12 protein-coding genes are annotated in these 20,742 nt (G+C 40.3%); all 12 read right to left on the bottom strand.

From position 1 onward, the window contains the following. Nucleotides 1–626 precede the first annotated feature (626 nt). On the bottom strand, nt 627–923 hold the full coding sequence (locus QZ995_RS03515; RefSeq protein ID WP_301803067.1) for a hypothetical protein: 297 nt from the start codon (nt 921–923) through the stop codon (nt 627–629). 285 nt (nt 924–1,208) lie between these two features. Then, nucleotides 1,209–1,526: a hypothetical protein gene (locus QZ995_RS03510; protein ID WP_301803065.1), complete on the bottom strand. Its 318-nt coding sequence runs from the start codon at nt 1,524–1,526 to the stop codon at nt 1,209–1,211. Nucleotides 1,527–1,740: 214 nt separating this feature from the next. Next, nucleotides 1,741–5,541: a DNRLRE domain-containing protein gene (locus QZ995_RS03505; RefSeq protein ID WP_301803063.1), complete on the bottom strand. Its 3,801-nt coding sequence runs from the start codon at nt 5,539–5,541 to the stop codon at nt 1,741–1,743. A 37-nt stretch (nt 5,542–5,578) separates the two neighbouring features. Next, a complete protein-coding gene (locus QZ995_RS03500; RefSeq protein ID WP_301803060.1) occupies nt 5,579–8,587 on the bottom strand; it encodes a filamentous hemagglutinin in 3,009 nt (1,002 codons plus the stop codon). Further along, nucleotides 8,572–9,189: a hypothetical protein gene (locus QZ995_RS03495; RefSeq protein WP_301803057.1), complete on the bottom strand. Its 618-nt coding sequence runs from the start codon at nt 9,187–9,189 to the stop codon at nt 8,572–8,574. Before QZ995_RS03495 ends, QZ995_RS03500 begins: the two co-directional genes overlap by 16 nt. 48 nt (nt 9,190–9,237) lie before the next feature. After that, nucleotides 9,238–9,729: a hypothetical protein gene (locus tag QZ995_RS03490; RefSeq protein ID WP_301803056.1), complete on the bottom strand. Its 492-nt coding sequence runs from the start codon at nt 9,727–9,729 to the stop codon at nt 9,238–9,240. A gap of 240 nt (nt 9,730–9,969) precedes the next feature. Next, on the bottom strand, nt 9,970–11,202 hold the full coding sequence (locus QZ995_RS03485; protein WP_301803054.1) for a hypothetical protein: 1,233 nt from the start codon (nt 11,200–11,202) through the stop codon (nt 9,970–9,972). A 75-nt stretch (nt 11,203–11,277) separates the two neighbouring features. Further along, nucleotides 11,278–12,111, bottom strand: a complete 834-nt coding sequence (locus tag QZ995_RS03480) for a hypothetical protein (protein ID WP_301803051.1) — start codon at nt 12,109–12,111, stop codon at nt 11,278–11,280. 15 nt (nt 12,112–12,126) lie between these two features. Next, complete coding sequence (locus QZ995_RS03475; protein ID WP_301803048.1) at nt 12,127–13,242, bottom strand: cell adhesion protein; 1,116 nt, start codon at nt 13,240–13,242, stop codon at nt 12,127–12,129. Next, a complete protein-coding gene (locus QZ995_RS03470; RefSeq protein WP_301803044.1) occupies nt 13,218–17,399 on the bottom strand; it encodes a hemophore-related protein in 4,182 nt (1,393 codons plus the stop codon). Before QZ995_RS03470 ends, QZ995_RS03475 begins: the two co-directional genes overlap by 25 nt. A gap of 22 nt (nt 17,400–17,421) precedes the next feature. After that, on the bottom strand, nt 17,422–19,257 hold the full coding sequence (locus QZ995_RS03465; RefSeq protein ID WP_301803041.1) for a hypothetical protein: 1,836 nt from the start codon (nt 19,255–19,257) through the stop codon (nt 17,422–17,424). Between the two features lie 34 nt (nt 19,258–19,291). After that, a complete protein-coding gene (locus QZ995_RS03460; RefSeq protein ID WP_301803036.1) occupies nt 19,292–20,713 on the bottom strand; it encodes a hypothetical protein in 1,422 nt (473 codons plus the stop codon). Nucleotides 20,714–20,742 lie beyond the last annotated feature (29 nt).

Genomic DNA, 20,742 nt, shown 5'->3' with positions numbered 1-20,742 from the left:
AGGTATTAGAAGAATAGAGAACTCTAATTTTGTTACATGTTACGTGTTGTCATTGCTGGATAGTTGATACCAAAGGATTTCACTTCTATATATAAGTAAATGCTGACATGATCTAACTAACCTTAGTAATTTTTTCTTAGGAAGTATATGTATAAAGTAAGAAAATCCCCCAATTCTCTACATTTCGTTTTGTTTTTTCAACTCGTATTTTCATCCCCCCTGCTATTGCCTTTGTTTAGTTACAAATCACTCTGGCGTACTTTTCGTTCCGTATATCTTGATTCACAAGGACTTATCACCTAAAGCATCGCAGGACTAAAAGCAGATATTACGTTTAAGACCTAAGGTATCAACTATATTTTTACACCTAAGGTAATAGTCCTTCAGTAGCAAATACTATAGTAGTCGATACAAGCTTTTGAAAAGTTGCACGATATTTCCACTTATAAATCACTCAAAAACACGAACGAACGTTTCTGTTTAATTTTAAAGCATTTCTTCACATACATAAAAAGAGCCAATAACGAATCAATCGCCATTAGCTCTTTTTCTTTTCTATCCACTTCGTTTTTGAAAAGTAACATGATACATTTCTATGCTGCTTGCAAATATGCTGTTAGTATCTACTAACGTCCTTTTTGTAGCATGCCTACATTCTTGACAAAGCTATGCACATAATTGGCTCCTCGGCTCACAATTAATCCAGCCGAAATGATAGAGATATGTTTCCATATATGTTGTAGACCAAAAAGATTCAGCTCAAAAGCATAACAGAGGATAATTCCTATTAAGATGGACATAGAATAAGTCATTTGGTCTTTAACCCACTTCGAAAACAGTCCTTTCATTATTTCTGTTAAGGATTCTGTTAAAAAGGCCAATAGAATAAGTAGCTGGGCTTTTTCCAATATAAAATCTGTCATTTGCCTTCACCTGTTAGGGTACGTTGTAATACCAACGTCATTATAAAGCTAAGCTCACTCAGATCTAACATTCGAGTTTTTACTTTTTCAGCCCAGGTATTATCAGTTACATAACCGTTAACAGTAAGATTAATCGAGGCTTTGGTAAGCATTTCAAATTGCCACTCCTTTCTTATAAGCCCTCTTCATTTCCATCTGCTGATTGTGTATCGACCATAGCTTTTCCTGATTTGAACGGGGAGTACGTTTTTCATACTCCTTTTCATGCCGAATTAGTCGACATTTTTAATCAGTGTGATCCCCATCTAAACGCAGCATTAACGATTCCACTTTTGTATTAAGCGATCTGTTTTCCGTCAGAAGTTTGAAGTTTTCTTGCCGTAATACTTCAATCTCCTGTTTTAATGCCTTGATTTCTTCCTTGTAGATGCGCAATTCCTCACGCAATTCAGCTCGAAATGTCTGTTCAGCTTGCGATAATAATTGACGATCTGAGATACTAACTTCTTTTTGATTGTTATTTCGGCCAGATATATAACCGATAATACCTGTACCAAGGGATACTGCTCCCCCAATGATGGCGATTAACACATTCGCATCCATGCTCATTTCACCTTCTTTTTGTCTGTAAACGTTACGTAAAGTTCAAGGACGTCCTCCTATAGGCTAGGGAAAGTTGTATCGTTTTCACTGCTTAAGACTGGACTTACATGAAACGATTTTGTATATCATGCATTACATCTGTTTTAACATCTTTTAATATAAGTAAAATGAGTAAAAAATTAACCCCTGCCACGAAGGACAGAGGTTATTACTTTTACATAATATAGACGTATCCAAATTCAGCTACGACATCAATATGACTTTCAATCTCACTGTATACATTAATGATACATGAGCTTGAGAGATCGGAGTCAATATTCTTCCGTATGCTAATACTTCCGCTCAGTAAGGATTTTTCCCATATTTCCATAGATGACCAAATATCGCTATTATTTTGAACCCGAATAGCCATTGTTCCTAAGAGATTACGATGCTCTTTTAGGAGCAGTAAGGAAAGCAACTCAAAGAAATCCTCTCGTCTGACAGCGACATGGCTTAAAAGATTGGCATTTGAGAATACTCTAATGGAAGTTGTTGAATGTAAATCATTGCCATCAGCTACTCGAACGATCAGATTACTGTGTACGGAAGCAGAATCCGATAATCGAACGGCAAAGAAACACCACAGGAAGGCGTAACGCATTTTACGAGCACTGATTTGGCCTTCTATATCAGCTTTCCCTAAGGCGTTTACCACCAAGTGACCAGAACATTCGGATCTATCTTGTAATTGAACGGCCAATGTAGAAGGAACATCGTATTGTGTACTAGTGCGAACATGAATGCTTGATCCTAAATATCCTGATTGAACCTGATTTAAACTCTCCAAATCTGACACAGCTTTTACCCTAATAGTGACAAAAGAAGGTATATCCTTTCCTTTCTGATAGGGAATAGCTAAGTGTCCCGTAAGATACCCAGAGAGAACAAATATATGAGAAGGAACATCAAATTTAGGATAGATAGATAAACTTGATAAAAGATTGTTTCTGGACTTTACTGCTAGTTTTGCTGTTAATTGCTCATCTTCTGCAATCCGAACGTGAAGAGAAGCTGCACGATGAGACGCATACACCACATTCAAGCTACCATGTATATGGGTTTTATGGACAAGCAGCATACTTGATAAGCTGTCATGGAATTTTACAAATCCACTTGCTGATAAATCAATCTGGTCCTCTACCATAACAGATAAAAATCCTAAAGTGTCAAAGCCATTATAGACCGATAAAGAAGCATGCAAATCGTCTCTATTTACAGTCAAATTGGAAAAGAAATCTATTTTAGACGATTGCCGTACAATCACTTCTCCAACGGTTACATCCCGATTAATGAATAAGGTTGAATGAATCTTCGGATATGGCAGGCCCTCGCGTCGTACTGCCAGCTTAGAGTCTACATCTTCTCTATTTAAGATATAGATGTGAGAAGGCCTGTCTGGCACACTTACAAATAGACTACTCTCAATCCAGAAAGCTTCTTTTGTGAAGACCTTCATATAGGCTACCGTATCATGATGTGCTGACTGTCTCACAGATATGCGACTTATCAACAGCTCCCTGCTCACGGTCAGCTCCGATAAAAGATCCCGCGGACTGACGAGGGATAAGTGAACTGGCAAATCCCCATAACCTTGGAATTGTCTAATCTGTAGACCTGAGACTAGATCTGATGACTTACTTTGTTTAACCGTTATTTCCGACCAGCAGCTATCTCTGCCTAGACTATATATTCGCGTGTCATAATACGTTATTTCTAAGATAGGTCTATGTGACTTTTGTTCTCTGGTAAAGAAAGTAAGCGATGAATTCTCAAGCTCATTGAAAGCTTTCACGATAAATCCAAAGTTGTCTTTCTTTTTCTCATACCATTTTTTAATAGAGTCTGTTACATCAAAAGGAATATATCTGGAATTCCCTTCGATGCTCTCTATCACATTAATCCCATCATACGAAGATGTAGGCGAATCAAATCCAAACGGAAAAGGCTGGTTCTTCCAGGTGATGCCATATTCAGTCCAATCTGCAACTGGTTCAATCATTTGGACCTGCTTAGGCGGTATATTTCTACCGTCAACATACAGCCTTACGACCGCTTTTTTAATGGTAACATTGCTAGGTGGGATGTAAGCTGCTGCTAGATCAAACCCTATATAGGAACGGAACGTATCTTGTAAAGAAGAATCGTGTCCGATATACATTTGTTGTTCAATGCCATAGTTCAATCTTGGAACTGCTTCTCGAACAAAAGCGTCCTTAGTCGCATACAAAATCGCAGTAAATTCAGGCGGCGGCAAAATCTCGTACTTACTTCTGATATAAGTGTAGGGAGAAATTCGCAGCAGTGCTGGCAGATTGCTACTCACCTTAATAGTCATATCTGCTACAATATCAGAAGCATAGTTAGCGATTATGCCATATTTCGCTATTAATCTTGTATACGGAGCAATGCCAAGTGACGAAGGTACATCATTTGTTTCTTTAATAGACATGTTAGAAGCAAGATTAGAATAATCGCCTCTTATCATTCCATATTTGGCCTTTAGGAATCCACGTGTAGCTATCTTCAATCGACTGTTCAGATCAGCGTTGCTTGTTATATTAAGTGAAGAAACTAGATCGCTGCCTTCAACCGGTATCATATCGTACCTACCGAAAAGTCGAGTCTGTGTACTAATTCCCATGCTAGAGGATAGCTGAGATGTAGCAGTGATGTTTAGCCAAGAGGTAAGATCCTCTGCTGTAGTCTCGATGATCTTATATTGAGCTATAAGTTTTTGGCTGGATGTAATTCCTATTTTTCCTGGTAAATTCGAGGTATTTGTAATTGTGAGAGAGCCTGACAATTCGTTAGCTGTTATACCTTTCACTATATATCGGCTCGTTAGCTGCCCCTTTAGCAAAAGAGATAGGTGACATACTAATGTGTCTCTTTGAATGATCCGGATGGTACTGTCTACATCCTGTCTAAATAGCTCTTTAATCTGATATTTTCCTGACAGAATAGCCTTAGGCCGAACAGAAAGCTTTGCTTCTAGGTGATTCGCATGATGAATAGAAATAGAGGATGAAATATCGTTATAAGTCTGCCGCTTAATATGGTATTTCCCTTGCAAAATTGTTTGTGGAGTAATATACAGACTGCCTGCGAATCTAACTGCTCTATTAATCTTGATGCTGGATGGTATGTCCACTACGCCCGATGGGATACTACGGTACTTCCCTTTCACAAAGCCACTGGTACCTATTTTTAATGAAGAATGAATATTCTGGCCATTAGGGACTATGATATGTGAAAATACCCGGCTCTCGTTTTTATATAACAGATACCCAGCCAAGTAGTTTTGAGCTACTTCCTCCATAGACAAAGCCCTGTTATAAATTCGAACCACTGGAATTGTTCCTCGGAACCATTTTGTCATCTCTTTATGGTGTCGCCCTATAATCAAGTCAGCTAGCGAATCTGTATACGTTCCAGATATTGCTTTTGTCCTTCCTTGTGGAGCTCCATTGAGATAAGCACTTAAGTATCCTGTATGTTCATCAAATGAGCCAATTACGTGATACCATTCACTTTTAGATTGGTAGCCAAGGTTAAACATGGCCTGGTTGTCAGGAGTTGTGACATGTAATTCCAATTCGCCCATATCGTTACATAAGAGAGCAATTCCTTGTGTACCCTCAACTTGTCCCCCTGAAGACAGAACAATGCTTCCGCCAATTAAGTAGAACCAGGCTTCAAATGTAATACTTGCGGCAGGCTTCAGTTGAGAAGCTCTACCGCAAGTAACATAGCTGCCATATCCATCAAAATAAAGGCTATACGGGTGGGAAGCTGTATTGTTTCCTGTCCACCCGCTTTGGGAGTTATATTGAAACCCATGCAAGGTACCGTGGTTGTCATTCCCGCTAAGATCATGCCATTTGGTGGTAGGTGTGGCATTATTGCCTCTTGTCAGCCCCTGATCAGCAAGAGAAGCGTGAAGGGAAAGAACCAATCCTTCCTTAACAAACATGTAAGATCACGCCCTGTTCCATTGTATTGGAATGCCGTTATGCCGGACTTGCCTTAGCCTTGAGATCAAAGGTACCACCATGCTTCACCGTAATATCTGAACCTACTCTGACATAAAATTTAGCTGCTGCACCTGGTGCATAGGTGCCGCTAAACTCTAATTCAGAAATCCCAATAAACGGTGTTTCACTTATGCTGAGCTTGATATCCATCCCTTCTTCGACCGTTGCTTTATCGACCCACACCTGCATTCGATTGACAGGAAACTCGGCATTATTTTGTAACCACACTGCCTTTGGCAAAGAGGTCTGGCTAGCGATCAAGGTACCAAAATCAAGATAGCGCAATAATCCACCCGCATTGTCCGTATAGTATTTTCCAAATTCATTGCGGAAACCTAAAATTGGAGGGTCAATAGGTAGGAGATTTCGCAATGCTGGGTAGCCGTCGTTGTATTTGGCATCTAAAATCCAGATAGTGTTCATATCCCAATTCGTGTAGAGAGATGGGTGTTTGAGTTCTGCTGTATATTTAGGAATTCCGCCGTATCCGCCGTTTGTTGTTTTATAGGTTTGACGATCGAAATAGCATCCGGTCAGGGTTTTATTAGTAGGGCTATAGTGATCATACGTAAAACCTGTACCAGTGCCATAGATCGTACCGATTGCATTACATCGTTTAAAATTTCCTGTTGTAATATAACCAACAAATCCTGCAACGGTACTACCGATTACATCACAAGAAGTATAGCAGTCCTCAATGCTGGAATTACTAGAGTTCATATGTCCAATAAATCCTGCAACATTAGAAGAACCCTCGATTCTTCCTTTCGAGTAGCTTCTTTTCACGCTGATGTTACTATCTGTGATAGTTCCGATGAATCCGCCAATATTGTTAACTCCAATCATATTGGCATTTGCAGAGCAATCTTCAATAATTGTATTTGAGGAAGCCTGACCAATCAGAGCACCTGCGTTATGGCCTTTACTCGTTATTCTACATGATGAAAACGTATCCACATGACAATTTTTGATCAACGAATTGATACTATATCCTACTAATGAACCAGTAGATGCGCCCCCTGTAATATTACAATCTATAATGTCTAGATTCTGGATGGTTGCTCCTGTTATTTGCCCAAATAATCCGGCATAGCTATTTGATGGTAGATTAATAAACAGATTCGCAATGCATCTTCCACCACCATCGAAATTCCCTTGAAAGTGATTATCTTGACCAACTATAGGAAAACCTATAGGATAAAAACCACTATTTAATTGATGATCAACCATTTTAATATCATCTTCTACTTTAAATCTGCTATGCCGAAACCACCGAATCTGATTGAGTTCATCTTCTGTAGTAATGATGTAGGGCTCAGCCTGTGTTCCTTTTCCAGTTTTGTATCGAATAAATTGGCGATGCTCCGGATACCCTTCGTTGACATCTTTCTTTACATCCCAATATAAATCGAAATCCCAAGAATACGAATCCTTACCCTTCATCTCTGAGGTTGCTTTTCCAATACCTGCTGCACTTGCAGGAGCACCTGAGGTTTCTAGGTCCCAAAAACAATTGGTAGCAATAGATTTATCCCTATAATAACCTGCTAGACCTCCAATATTGGTTCTGTCCTTGGCAACTGTAATGTCTTCCACCTTTCCTGTGGAATAACAATTATCTGTATAAACCCCATTATTGTCCCAATATGCATTTCCCAGCAGTCCGCCAGCAATATTTCCACCTGTTTTAACGTTACATTTATAGTTATAACAATATTTTATTTCCGTAGCCCAAGTACTATGAACAGAATATGCATAGGCATCACCAATAAGTCCTCCAACTTTGCCCTCTTGACCTTCTACTGTTCCGCCAATAATATTACAATTAAATATCTTACATCCAACGATATATCCTACGAGACCACCTGTTGTTTGTTTTCCATTCGTAATATTAGGGTCTATAAGACGCAAATTTCGAATTATTGCTGAACGACCGGCACCAAACAAGCCTACGAAATTCCTGTTTTGGTTCATAAAGAGACCCTTGATGAAATGACCTCGACCATCATAATTTCCAGTGAAGGGTGCATTGGTAGTCCCTATCGGTTCAAACCCTTCCCCCGATTGAAAGCTGGCCATCACAATATCTTGATCCTGCACATACCAAGCCCCTAGATTTTTTCTCACATTATTCAAATCCTCTTCATTTGAAACAATGTACGGATTGGCTTGCGTTCCACCACCTCCAGAAAAGTGGTTTACATAGAGATAGGTTTTCCCATTTTTCTTCTCAAAGTATGGTCTCACCCCATTTGTCTCTTCCTTGCTTTGAAGAAACGTAATCTCATTTTTTCCATTTTGATCAGTATCACTTACAACAAAAACCTTGTCATAATCATCATAGGGTAAAACGATAATTCCCTTGGTATCCTTGGCACCATCCACCCAAACAAATTCACGTGAAAACGGAATATCTTCATGCTGCTCAATCGCTTTGGTAATAGACGGGAGGTTATCTTTTCCCTTTATATCGATCTCTGACAAATCAGTAGTCTCTAAAATTACCTTTGCCTCCAGATGTCTAGTCCCAAACCTATTGACAAAGGCTTGATATTCCTCATAGATGCTTTGCTCTTCTTTAGTTAGTTCGTTTGCTTCCTTGGCTGCAAGCATATCAACTAAATAAATGTCTTTGACACATACCCATCCATGTGGAGTTAGTACTTCAACAGGTACAGGAGAAGCTTTCAAGGTCGCTTGTCCCTTACCATCATGAACACGTGATGAAAAAAATCTCACCTGCAAAGGATTTGATTCTGCTCTTTTTTCTTCTGACACAGAAAGCACTTGCTGAATAGCAACTGACCTTGCTTGTCTTTTGGAAACGCTTCTTTTATTCGGAGCACTCCGTTTCTGAGGAGCACTCCGTTTCTGAGGAGCATTCCTCAGTTCTTCTTGAATAGCGGGAGTTACTCCGCCGTTCATGGCCTCCTTTATAAACTGGCGGATTTCTTTTGCTAGCTGTTCATTTATAGCACCTGCCAATTCAGCTCACCTCCTACATTAGGCCGTAACGGGGAATGAAACTCGTCAGCGATAAGTCCATTCACCCTAATTTGTAATTTTCCATCTAATTTTTTATCACTAACTAACCATAAATTCATATAAAAGGGAGACTGAAACGGAATGCAGCAAATTGCCTTAAAATGAATCGTCACATCATCTACTAGAAAAGTAGATTTGTATCCAAAATTGTATTGGGTAATCGTACTGCTAAGATTGCCCCCATTACCAAGAGCTATAGGACTAAAGTTAGCCAACCCTCTGGCTTCTGCATCTTTATACGAAATAATATCTGTGTAGGTATTCTGAATGTTTCCAGTTAGATAATAATCTTTATCGGGTGTCGAATAGGTAACATCAATAATTCGCCCTGCTAGATTAAACGTCCCGTCCTTTTCAAAGAAAAGCTTCTGGCCATGACCAACCAGCCCGAAACGTATTAGCTTGTTTCTTTGAATACGATAGAAATTATTCTCCTGTTTGGTAGTAAAATCAAACTCAGCTAGGTGAGTACCATCAACATACTCACCTAACCAAATGAAATCCTGTGCGACAGGCGAATAGCCGTTACAACGAGAAAACACGGTAAAAGTCCCCCTCCATTGTATTGGATGTAAGAATAAACATCCTCACTAGATATAGCGATAAGCTACCCGAGTCAAGAAATTGACATTACCTGCTGTAGCAAGTGGAGGCACATTGGCACGCAGTGTAACCTCTACAAAATTTCCTTTTGAATTCACAGTCGAACCATCATTTTGGACACCCAGAATCTCCTGATTGTTTGGTGAATAGGTTCCTGTTGGATTGGTTGTATTGCCGCCTGGCTGAATAGCTTTCGTTACAGGGCCGCCAATTTTAGAGAAATTACTGTCTTTCATGCTATCAACACGAACTTCAATCCATGTGCCGATTACCAAATCTCCCGTGTCGCCACCTGCACTATCTTTCGTTGTGATCGTGCAATCCGTCATGGTGGAGACATCTGCCGTACCTCCACGGTTATTCCAGATTAACACCCCGAGCGCCGGTGAAATTGACCCGGCATCAATGGTGCCGATCTCCCATTTTGTTAATTGTGTTACATTATCAGTCTTATACCACGATACTGCTGGTGCTGGCATGTGAAAACCTCCTTGAGAGTGTTTAAAACACACTTGTTATACCTTTAATATAAGTTATTCACATGAAACCTTAACAAAAGCGTAGAAACGAAATTCAAGCAATTATGCAAAACACAATTGATGAGCTAGTAATGAGAAGTACCTAAGTGATTAAACTGCTTTTTTCATACAGCAAAAAAGACCCTCTGTTGAGAGAGTCCTTTCGTTACTTTATATTTTTCAGTAGGCAATCGAATTCAGCTAGACGGATTTTTTATACCTGATATAGAGTAGATCAGGAATTCCATCTGTTACTTTTAAAGCATCTGGAGCAAAATCAATGCCGACAATTCTGTTAGAAGCATCTCGTTTAAATTCAAAGTTAACCGTAGGCACTTGGATTTGACCATTAATCGCTACTAAAACAGATTTGTCCTTTGCCAATCCTTTTGTAAGAGAATAATTTGTTTCTCCGCCTTTTGCTTCGTAAAACTCTTCTTCCTCTTCCGTTTCAAGCAGTAAGATGCGATCATCGAGCTCTTTTGTGCGAATATCTGTCTTATTTTCCATATCAACGAGACGTTCCTTCAGACTAGTAAAGCTCGCTTTCGGAAACAAGCCATTTTTCGATTCCACGTCACGGTTGTGGGCATCTACAACCTCTTTATCAGAACCATGCTCTACGGCTTTTAAACGATTTGCCAGATCTGTCAGCACTGTCTGAACAGTAAGGCCTGTGTAGCTTGGATCGTTAACAACTCCAATCAGGGAAGCGCCGGTGGGAGCAGCAAGATCATCGCGAATTGCCTTATCGGCATTCTTACGCGCGCTTTCCTCGTCAGCAATTTGTTGGACTAGGGATGTACCCAGATTAGCATTTCCATCGTTATCAAGCGTACCGCCCTTACCATAGATATCCTTCATAAGTTGTACCAGATTCATGTATGCTCTAGCATCTGTGGCGCCTTCTACAAAGCCTCCGCCACCTTTAACAATCGCATCTACAGGAATAACAGATAGATTTGTACGGATAACAAAGCGATAATCAATATTTTCCGCTTTTTTATCAAACGTATACGGCTGCTCTGCTCCTTTTTCCATACTAAAGAATTTAAGAGTAAATACTCCGCCTGCTTCTTCCAGACGACCATACACTACATCAGAATCAGCATCCCCGATAGGTGTATCGCTTCCCGTCAATCGAAGCTGAACCTTTTCCGTTAAGACAACCCCTTCTACGTTCACTCCCGTCGAGATGTTTCGAGCACCAATGTCAGCCGTAACATCAATCTGAGAAACTCCTTTTACTTCTTTGTTGTTTGCCTGTACAAATACATCAATCTTGGTGTCTTCTAGAATTTCCCGGTGATTGTGAAATTGAATATCCAGGTATGTTTCACTAATTTTGTTAGCAGTATCAAAATGATTATTTCGCATAATCTTATTGTGAAACTGCTCACCGCGTAATCTAGCAATCCCTCTTGTTCCAGCCATTTATAATCACCTCTTTTGAAATATTCACAATCATTATAGGTATAAAGGACTGGATATTCTCTAAAAATGGTAATATTAGATGATAACCTTTATTTCAATGGTTACGCCTTCAATGCCTTCGCCGAGTTCTGCAACATGAATTCGAAAATGGTCATCCTTTAAAATTGTATCCTCGGCTAATGTATAGGTAGGTTGAGCTGTTTTTGAAGACTTTTCGTTTTTGTCTATGACAAGATTATCCTGGAAAATATTTTTCCAGGATGGAGTGCTGTCATAATTGTCTTGCGTACATTTTTCGATTTCAAATACTGTTTTTCCGTTGCCTGATTTAGCACAAGAAGCGTATACTTCCTGAATCTTTCCATCAAATGGGAACCTTATTTCAAGCTTTGCAACTCCTAAAAAGACCCGATTTAATACAAATACCATCGTTTTTACCTCGACTCTTTCCTGTATATGATCAAGTCTGTCGTCAATAGAGTAGAAAGGCAGGTCATTCGTTTTATATCTTCTTGCTGAAATAATTTCTTCTTCTAATCTTTTAAATCTTAAATCATCGATACCACTCCCGCTTCCTTGGCGATATTCAGGTTTCCAGGTACGTATAAATATCTCGTCGCCAAGCATCAGCGGAACAGCTTGTCCCTTCAATGGATGGTTTTCTGGATAAACACCTAAATCGAGACGAATCATATATTCATTGATTTCTTCATACCCACCATCTGCAAGTATGTGCTGACCATTAAAAAATACGTCCAGCATTTTCGTACCCATTTGATAAGGATGTGTTAACTGAATAAATAACCCGCGATTGAGATCCAAATAAGCTTGGTCTACAATGATCTCTTGTTCCTTCCAATATAGATATTCGTTTCCATATCGACGTAGATTCATTTTAGTTCCTGCCATGCCCAAAACACCTCCTTACAAATGGTTAATATCCAGAATAAAATGCAACGGCTTTAATCCGAAGCGTTCGCTTTTTTTCTCTACCCTCATCCAAAACTTCTTACTAGCAAGCGGGGCTAGATCTCCCATGTCAAGGGTTTGAGAATATTTGTTCGTCGGCATATTTGATCCGTCGTCATGACAAATATCAGCCCACTCATATCCAAATTCCTCTAAGTATTTTAAAATACTCATAGATATGTTTGTTGCTGCTTTATTAGATGACGGATTGGAAAGCTCCATTTGAACGATAATTGTTTTATCATACATCGTACCTAAATAGGTTGCTCCTGTAGGGCTTAGTTCAACGCCTTTCCACATGACACGTAAATCTGTCCCGTATAAAAAAACATCCCCACCATACATATCAACGGGTCCTAGACTCGACAAGAGGGTACCTGTAGAATCATAAATTCGAATTATCCCGTGGTAGGACAACATCGGGAGTTCTAGCTCAACTCCTGTCCAGTTTTCTTCCAAGGTCGAAGAGGCGACGGTATACCCATCTTTGTCACATAAAAACACAGAAAAGCCTGGTGGCAGATTCCCAATCGTAATTTTGCTGTCTTTGCATACAACTAACCGATCAATGTTTACATTCTGATAGCCTGATGATGAAGAATTCTTGACAACGACCCCCATCTTTTCAGCCACTATACTATCTGTATCAAATATTTCCCACCCATATCCTCGATTAGCAAAAAAAGTCCATTTGTTTCCTTTTTTACAGACTCGCCATTTGCTATATTCCGTTCCTGTTGTATCTCTGCTTTCAAGAAACTCTAGTCGATGATAACCATCCTGCCAAATCAGAATGCCGCCTTCATCACCAAGCTCCACTGGGACATAATCAGCTATTACCTCAAACATTAGGGTATGTTCTGCTGGTACATCGAATAGTACTGAGGTTTCCAAATCTGAATGAGCCATAACAAGCTGATTTTTATTGCGATCAAGTGAGCAGGCACCGCTTGGAGATAAGTTGTAACGGGAGTGAATACTCCCGTTATCAAACCTATCATCAAAAATTAAACCACTCCATTTCTTGTAAATTCCCATAAATTCCCCTACCTTGTTTTCTTCCAGTTCCATATGCTCCAGGAAGCAATTTTACCAAGAATCATCCAAATTTTTCGTTTTGGTGAAGTCGGGATGGTTTCATTGGTAGCTCTCGATCCATGTTCTAGAACTGTATTTATCTTTTTGTTCGGTCTTCTTGCTTCCTCAGGCTGAATCAGATCTGTTATCATTACATTCTTTTTGCGTTTACCCTTCAAAGCATAAAACAAGAGGGTTGGATAGACTCGTTTACGTCTTCCGGACACTTCTTCTATTTGCAGATGCGTTACAACACGTTTTTTCTTCCGCACACTATCTGAGTGAATGTGAACGTGGCTGTCCTGAGTCATTGTAATAGAATCAGCCTTAGTCTCCTGAGTAACAGTGGTTTGAGTAGATCCACCGTCAGTTGTTGCATGTACTTGACGGTGTAAAACCCCTAACTTGTTACTTCCGTTCATATAAGATTCTTCAAGCTTTTGGGTAACACTGATTGAAATGGTATCCGCTCCGGAGCTTTCAGCGGTTTCCATACGCGCGTCATAGATGCTGTCTCCTACTTGCATCGTCATTTCTTCTATAACAGTAGTCAAACCTTTATCAGAGGAAGCTAACTCACCATTATGGAGGTTCACGTTGTCTAATTTATTATTTTCTCCTGATTCCAGACCACTTGAAATAGCATCTATTGTAAGCTGTTGTCTATTGCCACTATTCCACTCAACAAAACTAGATTCATCGGTGGATTTTTGTACAGATGCCATATTATTTACAGAAGTATAGGTATTCAGGATTTTTTCTTTATAGACGCCTGATTCCATGTTACTCGTCTCGGCATCATAATTAAGATCATATGCTCCTGATTCTAGCTTATCTACAGATAGATTATTGTAATCTATTACATAATCGGCCGTTTCTGGCTGTTGCTCTGATGATTCGTAATTTTTTACATAGGCGGCCGTTTCCGGGTGCTGGTCTAACGCTTCATAGTTGGTTACATAGGCAGCCGTTTCTGGGTGCTGGTCTAACGCTTCATAGTTGGTTGCATAGGCGGCCGTTTCCGGGTGCTGGTCTAACGCTTCATAGTTGGTTACATAGGCAGCCGTTTCTGGGTGCTGGTCTAACGCTTCATAGTTGGTTGCATAGGCAGCTGTTTCTGGGTGCTGGTCTAAGGCTTCATAGTTGGTTACATAGGCAGCCGTTTCTGGGTGCTGGTCTAAGGCTTCATAGTTGGTTACATAGGCAGCCGTTTCTGGGTGCTGGTCTAAGGCTTCATAGTTGGTTACATAGGCAGCCGTTTCTGACTGCTGGTCTAAGGCTTCATAGTTGGTTACATAGGCAGCAGCCGTTTCCGGATGCTGGTCTAAGGCTTCATAGTTGGTTACATAGGCAGCCGTTTCCAGTTTCTGGTCTAAGGATTCATAGTCGGTTACATAATCGGCCGTTTCTGGGTGCTGGTCTAACGCTTCATAGTTGGTTACATAGGCAGCTGTTTCCGGGTGCTGGTCTAACGCTTCATAGTTGGTTACATAGGCAGCAGCCGTTTCCGGATGCTGGTCTAAGGATTCATAGTCGGTTACATAATCGGCCGTTTCTGGGTGTTGCTCAGAGGCTTCGTAGCTTGTTACACGATTAGCCGTTTCTGGACGTTTCGCTGATGTTTTGTAATTCGTAAGATAATCAGCGGTTTCAGTCGAGTCTACTCTGCTGGAATCCTCTGCTAGAGAAGAGGCAGCCTCTGTTAAGAAAACAAACACTCCATTATCGGTATTCTCTCGTTCGGATAATTTCGTGAAATCAAGAATACCATCAGCATAAACAGCCTTTGTTCCTAGCCCCTTGTTTTCCAACATAGCAAACGGGAAATCTGTCCCTTCGCGGGTTCTCTCGCCTTCTTCTACCACAGCATCCCCGCCTGTAGTTGTATGTGCTGTAAGCTGTGGTTGATATTCACTTTCCCGGTCTATCCGTTTGTCAACCCATAATATGAATTCTTGCTGCGTATCTTCAGTATATCCACTAAAGCCTTTAGCACTTTTCTCAAGCTCTGCATAAGCATGTATACCATCATCGGTTATCGCTTCACTGCCAGAATTAATATCAGGCCCGCACGTTTTTTCGAGCATAAGAGCTTCTTCTACGTGATTTTTATTTCCTGTTACTAACCACAATGCATTTTCTCCTGCTGTATCACTGATAAAATTTGCTTTTGTATAATTCAGCGGCGTATCGGAAGCAGGGTCTTTTTCTACCTCTGCTAACAGGAATTGATGGTGGCGATCCAGCTCACGAACGAACCCTCTATTCGATGAAATCAGCTCTTCCAGATCAATCCTTCGATTTTGGCTCTTTGTTACAAAGACAGCATCATCGACGTTCAAAGGCAAATAGTTGTTCATTAAACCATGGACTATGCTTCCTGACTCATCTGAGTATTGCGTACGTGCAGACTGACCCAATAGGAATTTAGTAGTGTTTGCTAGCTGGTTAGCCTTGCTATGCTCTTTAGATACAAAACAACTTGCAGTAGCTTCTACTCCCCTAGTGCTGACAGACGCATCCATTTGTTTGTCTTCTAAGCCATTAGCTTTTATCTGGTTTTGTCCGAGATCTTCTCTTTCTATCTGGACATCCTTGGTATAAGCAGCCAGACATTGTGTGAATTTTTGCATTCCCGCTTCTGAGTATTGACTGCTATTCCCCTTCATAAGGTGCTGTATTACTGATTGTGAGACTGAATGAATATCGACATCTGAAGTAGCTTGCATTACCGTATGCCTAATCACATTTTCCATGCCTGCTTCAATCATTTTAAAAGCTTGGACACCATGCATAATTTCTAATAAACGACTCATCTTACTTATCTCAGGATTTTGGGCTAATATACTTTTTAATCCTTCTACAGCGTGGAATGTTTGCTGATCGACACCCTTATCAATTCCCAGGTTTGAGACAGACAATTTATCTAACGTTCCCCCACCGTCTCGTTTTACATGACTTTGTATGAAATCCAAAACATGTCCAGGTACATTTTCAGAAGCTAATCCATTTATTACTTTCTGAGGCAGCTTTGCATCTGCTTGTATTGATAACGAATCACTTGCAGAAAAAGAACTAATAGAATATATATCTTTGTTTTCTTTTCTACTAAGATGAAGTAAGGTTTCAATTACGATTTGTTCCTTCTTGTCAAAAACAGGCTTTGCTGCTTTTTTATCTGTACAATCTGCTAGATAAGAGGCGCGCCTTGCTGGATCAGGAACGTCATGCAATGTATCAGCATCATAGATGGATTTCCTATATCCAAGAGCATTTTGTTCCCCTTTTGCGTCAAGCATCTCCCCGTGAATACGGACAGCAGCTTTACTCCCTTGATTCTCTAGACCGTAATCCATTTTACTAGTCAGATATTTCTTTTGTAGCTCGCCTTCTTTTTCGTAGAGAATATTTTGGTGAAGGAGCATTTCCTCACTTTCATAGGTTGGCGTCTTCCTTTTACTATTCGTCAGTTGATTAGGATGTGAAGCATCTACCTTTTTGGGGGTGGATGCAAAATCTTGACTTTCCACCGTTGCTTTGTAGGTATTTAAGATTTTATCTGCTGAAGAAGTGGCGTCTGTTTGAGCATGCTGGTCATATCCTACAGCTCGAAAAGCATGCTGATTTTGAACCTCTAGGCTTGGTGATCCATAGATAAATGAGGACTGACAAACAGGAACGAGTGTCTCTGATAAGACCGTTCGTTCGTGATTAGCATGTAAAATAGAATCAGCTTTTGTAGTTCTGTCGATCTGTTCCTGGACATTCAAAAATGGTGTTCCTTGATACAGGTCATGATGATTGCACTCTTTCCCTGCATACTCCCCGTTACTGTATTTATAGATGTCCAAAAAATAGGATACGACATTACCAAAAGCTAGCTCTGCTTCTACTCCCTCCACTTCTGTCACGTTAGAAGCCAACTTTATATTTTTTCCAAGCAGACCGGTCGCAGAGTTTGAGACTTTATTTGCTGTCGTGTAGGTATCCAATTTTAGGCTTCTATAAGTACTGTTAACAGGGGCTGTTACATGGTATTTAGTATTTCTGGTCCCATTAAACACTGTGTCTATACCAAACGCCAGTTCATAGCCCTTTTTAGAAAAAAGGGCGGTGAAACTGATAAGGTAAGATTTTTTACCGTTCAGCACACCGCCAACCTCCCCCGCCTTATTAGCTGTTTTTAACAAGTGTATCTTTTAGGATACCAAGACCGATAGGTGCAAACGGGCTAATGGTCGCTAACGTTAACGGACATACAGGCGTATCTGCTAACGTATAGCGATACAACTGCTTATAGTCATAAGTAGCAAATACTTCTGCATCCTTTGCAGGTTCTTTTCCGTCTAAGAACACGATTCTCTTTGTTTCAAAATCAAGCGTATAGTCTTTACCGAGCACCATCAACGCACAATCTACCTTTACCTCAAGCTTGAACGGGGTTCCATCATCTTTTAGTGAAGGCTGATGGGATAGATGGAATGTTTTTTTAACTCCATCACCTTTACCTAGATCTTCATTTTCAGAAATTTCAATCACCTCAAGCTCGTCCAATTGGGAGATATTTTTAGGGTGGATAGCATAGCACTCATCTAGCTTACCAACAAAACCATCGTTAGGATGAACGACATACATTGGGGAAATATGATATTTCCCGCTATAAACAGATGGATTAAAGCGCGACTCACCTTCATCGACCATTTTGTCATGCGTAATAAACGCAAGATAATGCTCCTGATAGTACGTACCACCAATAGACTGCTGCAACTGAACGCTACTATTGCCATTAGAGGTATGGTTGCCATAGTCAACAAATAGCGCCCCTAGCTTCATATCCTTTTTCCATTTAATCTCATCTTTTTGACGGCATCCTGATAGAATCACATGATTTTTACGAGGAGATTTGCCAAGCGTAGTCATACGTCCAATATATAAAGGAGCATAATAGGTGTTCTCGGGACCCGCTGTTGGATCAGGCCGCAAGAATAAAACGATACGATCCTTTGTCATATTTCCCCAATAAAACATTGTTGAGTCACGTTGCCAACCACGATCAAAATGATCTAAAGGTGTGAAGGACAAGGCAGTTGGCATAGATGGATAAATATACGTAATAGCGGAATATACACCATCCATCATAGATTTTCCGTCATCTGGATCAAATTTTTTCACTAAGATATCGCCATAGTTAATTGTTTTTGTCCCTGTTCCAACTAACACGCGTACATAAGAAGCATGCAGCTCCGCACCTAAATCAGGGGCTGGACGAGTTGAAAGAATTTTGATTGTATTGGTCGTATAATCTACCTCGTACTCATCAGACGAGATTTCAACCTGATTAATATAAAGACGTACAGTTCCTTCCTTAATCGTAGCCACTGTAGGAATCTGGAAGCTTCGTTTAGCCCCGTCTCCATCAGGTAAAATGGATTCAGGATCACCCACTTTTACATTGCCATCCATACCTTGCACAATTTTCTCACTTCGAACATCATCATAGGTAAAGAAATACAATCTTTTCGGCATATCAGGTGCATTTGGTGCTGGAGCATAGGAAACCGTGAATTTATCATTTGGGTCTGCTGGAGCCGTAAGAGTAATCACTCCAGTAAAGTCCTCTACCTTGTACTCAGTTTTATCAACAAATACACCATTTTTGTAAAGCATTAATGAGCCTTTTTCAATAGGGTACACTATTACTTGCATTTGGGTCGTTGAACCTGGTAGGAATGCAGCTTCACCTAACACTGAGTTTTGTGAAATATAATCTACTTCACCAGGCTTCTTGAATTTGCCACCATAACCATAAACCATGCCAAAATTTCGAACCTGACCATCACTTCCAACAGATCGAAACAATCTTACATCTGCAAATTTAGTTGTCACTTTCTTTGCCTGATCTGTTACTGCACGATATTTCACATAAGTTTGCCAGCCATGCTCATTAAATAATTTTTCCAGTTTATCAGGAAACAATTGAATGGTAGAATCTCCATCAAACCATGCCATTACGCATTCACCTCTCTACGTGTTTTACCTAGTCCTAAGGAGTAGGGATTTCTTTTCCTTCTTTATCAACCGTGTTCAGATACAAACCAATTCCCGCTGGTCGGAACTGAGTCCCTGGCTTTTTGGTAAGAGGAGAAACACCTTCGACCATGAAATAACGATATACGTCAAATTCGTCTGGGCAATGAGCTTTTTTAACCCGTAATTTATTTGCATGAAAGGAGAACGCAGCCAAAGCGATGGTGTCTTTTAACGTTCCACGCACACCCTCCTCAGGATGAATTACGTATACCTTGGAGGTGTGAACCTTGCTACTATATCGAGATGGATTAAAATTGTATTTATATAAAGGATTTTCTGCGTTATTCCAAGCTCGCGGGTAATCTCGTTTTCCATCGACTGAAGATCGTGCTGGAGGCATCTGATTAGGTGGTGCATTCCAAGACAAATAGTGCGCCTGATAGCGAGCACCCAGCTTACCGCGATGCACACATACGTTATCCAGCCCGTTAGCAGGGAATTTTGGATATGATTTTAACAACGGCATAATATTAGGTTGACGAGTAGCTGTATTGTCGTAATCATATTCCGTAATATCTTTGAGATTTTTCTCAATAGGTACACTGCCTACAAACAAAGCGTAAGCATTGTCTCCCTCTTCAATCGGGTCCAGCTTTCCAAAGTAAAATGGAATGCTTGGGACTAAGTTCCCTTCAGGTGCGGGCACATTATCACATTGCATCACAAAGAATAGATTCGTTTTAGACAGAGTCCCTTTGATTGATATTTCAGAATCAGCCCACCAGTTCGTAAACTGGACAGCAGAATTGTAAGAGGGTTCGAAATATTTCTCCAATAAATTGGTGCGAAGACCTGCCTGCATGACAGGTGATTGCATTCGGCTTCCCTCAGCCTTTTCAATTGTGAATACCACATTTGATGACCCAGAATCGCTCCATTTACTGGATTCCACCTCAATATCGACTGCTGCACGCAATTGTTCCTTTTCTAGACTTGTATCCCAAGCCAAGACAATATCAGGATAATTCTGAGTCAAGCCCTTTAGGTCTTCAACCATATAAACAAATAATGTTTGAGGGGAACGATATTTTCTAAATTCGTTTGTTGTCCAATCAGCAAAGTCAGCAAAGGCATCTTTATCAGGTCTGAACTTATACTCAAGTAGTTTTGGACTCCAAGATCCAGCGATAGCAATCCCGAACATCTTATTTTCCTGATTGGCATAAATAAAGTGCTCGGCAACCGTTATTCGATATGCTGTGCTGGGTGTTTTCGTCGATCGCGGGTTTGTTAAGCTTGCATCAAAAATAACCTTCTTAAAGTTCGCCACAACCTTCCAGCCTGCTGTTGCGAGCAGATCACCTAATCGAGCTTGTAAATCAGACTCTGTTACTTTTGGTGAAAAAGTAGCAGCAGTCGTGTCAATGAAAGGCATATCATACACCCCTTATATGTTTTATTTAA

The organism is Brevibacillus laterosporus, assembly GCF_030489605.1.
Lineage (GTDB): Bacteria > Bacillota > Bacilli > Brevibacillales > Brevibacillaceae > Brevibacillus_B > Brevibacillus_B laterosporus_E.
This window is presented reverse-complemented; position numbering and strand designations above follow the sequence as displayed.

Coding starts and splice junctions, on each gene's coding strand:
- QZ995_RS03515 (WP_301803067.1), bottom strand. CDS start 923: ATGACAGATTTTATATTGGAAAAAGCCCAGCTACTTATTCTATTGGCC.
- QZ995_RS03510 (WP_301803065.1), bottom strand. CDS start 1,526: ATGGATGCGAATGTGTTAATCGCCATCATTGGGGGAGCAGTATCCCTT.
- QZ995_RS03505 (WP_301803063.1), bottom strand. CDS start 5,541: ATGTTTGTTAAGGAAGGATTGGTTCTTTCCCTTCACGCTTCTCTTGCT.
- QZ995_RS03490 (WP_301803056.1), bottom strand. CDS start 9,729: ATGCCAGCACCAGCAGTATCGTGGTATAAGACTGATAATGTAACACAA.
- QZ995_RS03485 (WP_301803054.1), bottom strand. CDS start 11,202: ATGGCTGGAACAAGAGGGATTGCTAGATTACGCGGTGAGCAGTTTCAC.
- QZ995_RS03480 (WP_301803051.1), bottom strand. CDS start 12,111: ATGGCAGGAACTAAAATGAATCTACGTCGATATGGAAACGAATATCTA.
- QZ995_RS03475 (WP_301803048.1), bottom strand. CDS start 13,242: ATGGAACTGGAAGAAAACAAGGTAGGGGAATTTATGGGAATTTACAAG.
- QZ995_RS03465 (WP_301803041.1), bottom strand. CDS start 19,257: ATGGCATGGTTTGATGGAGATTCTACCATTCAATTGTTTCCTGATAAA.
- QZ995_RS03460 (WP_301803036.1), bottom strand. CDS start 20,713: ATGCCTTTCATTGACACGACTGCTGCTACTTTTTCACCAAAAGTAACA.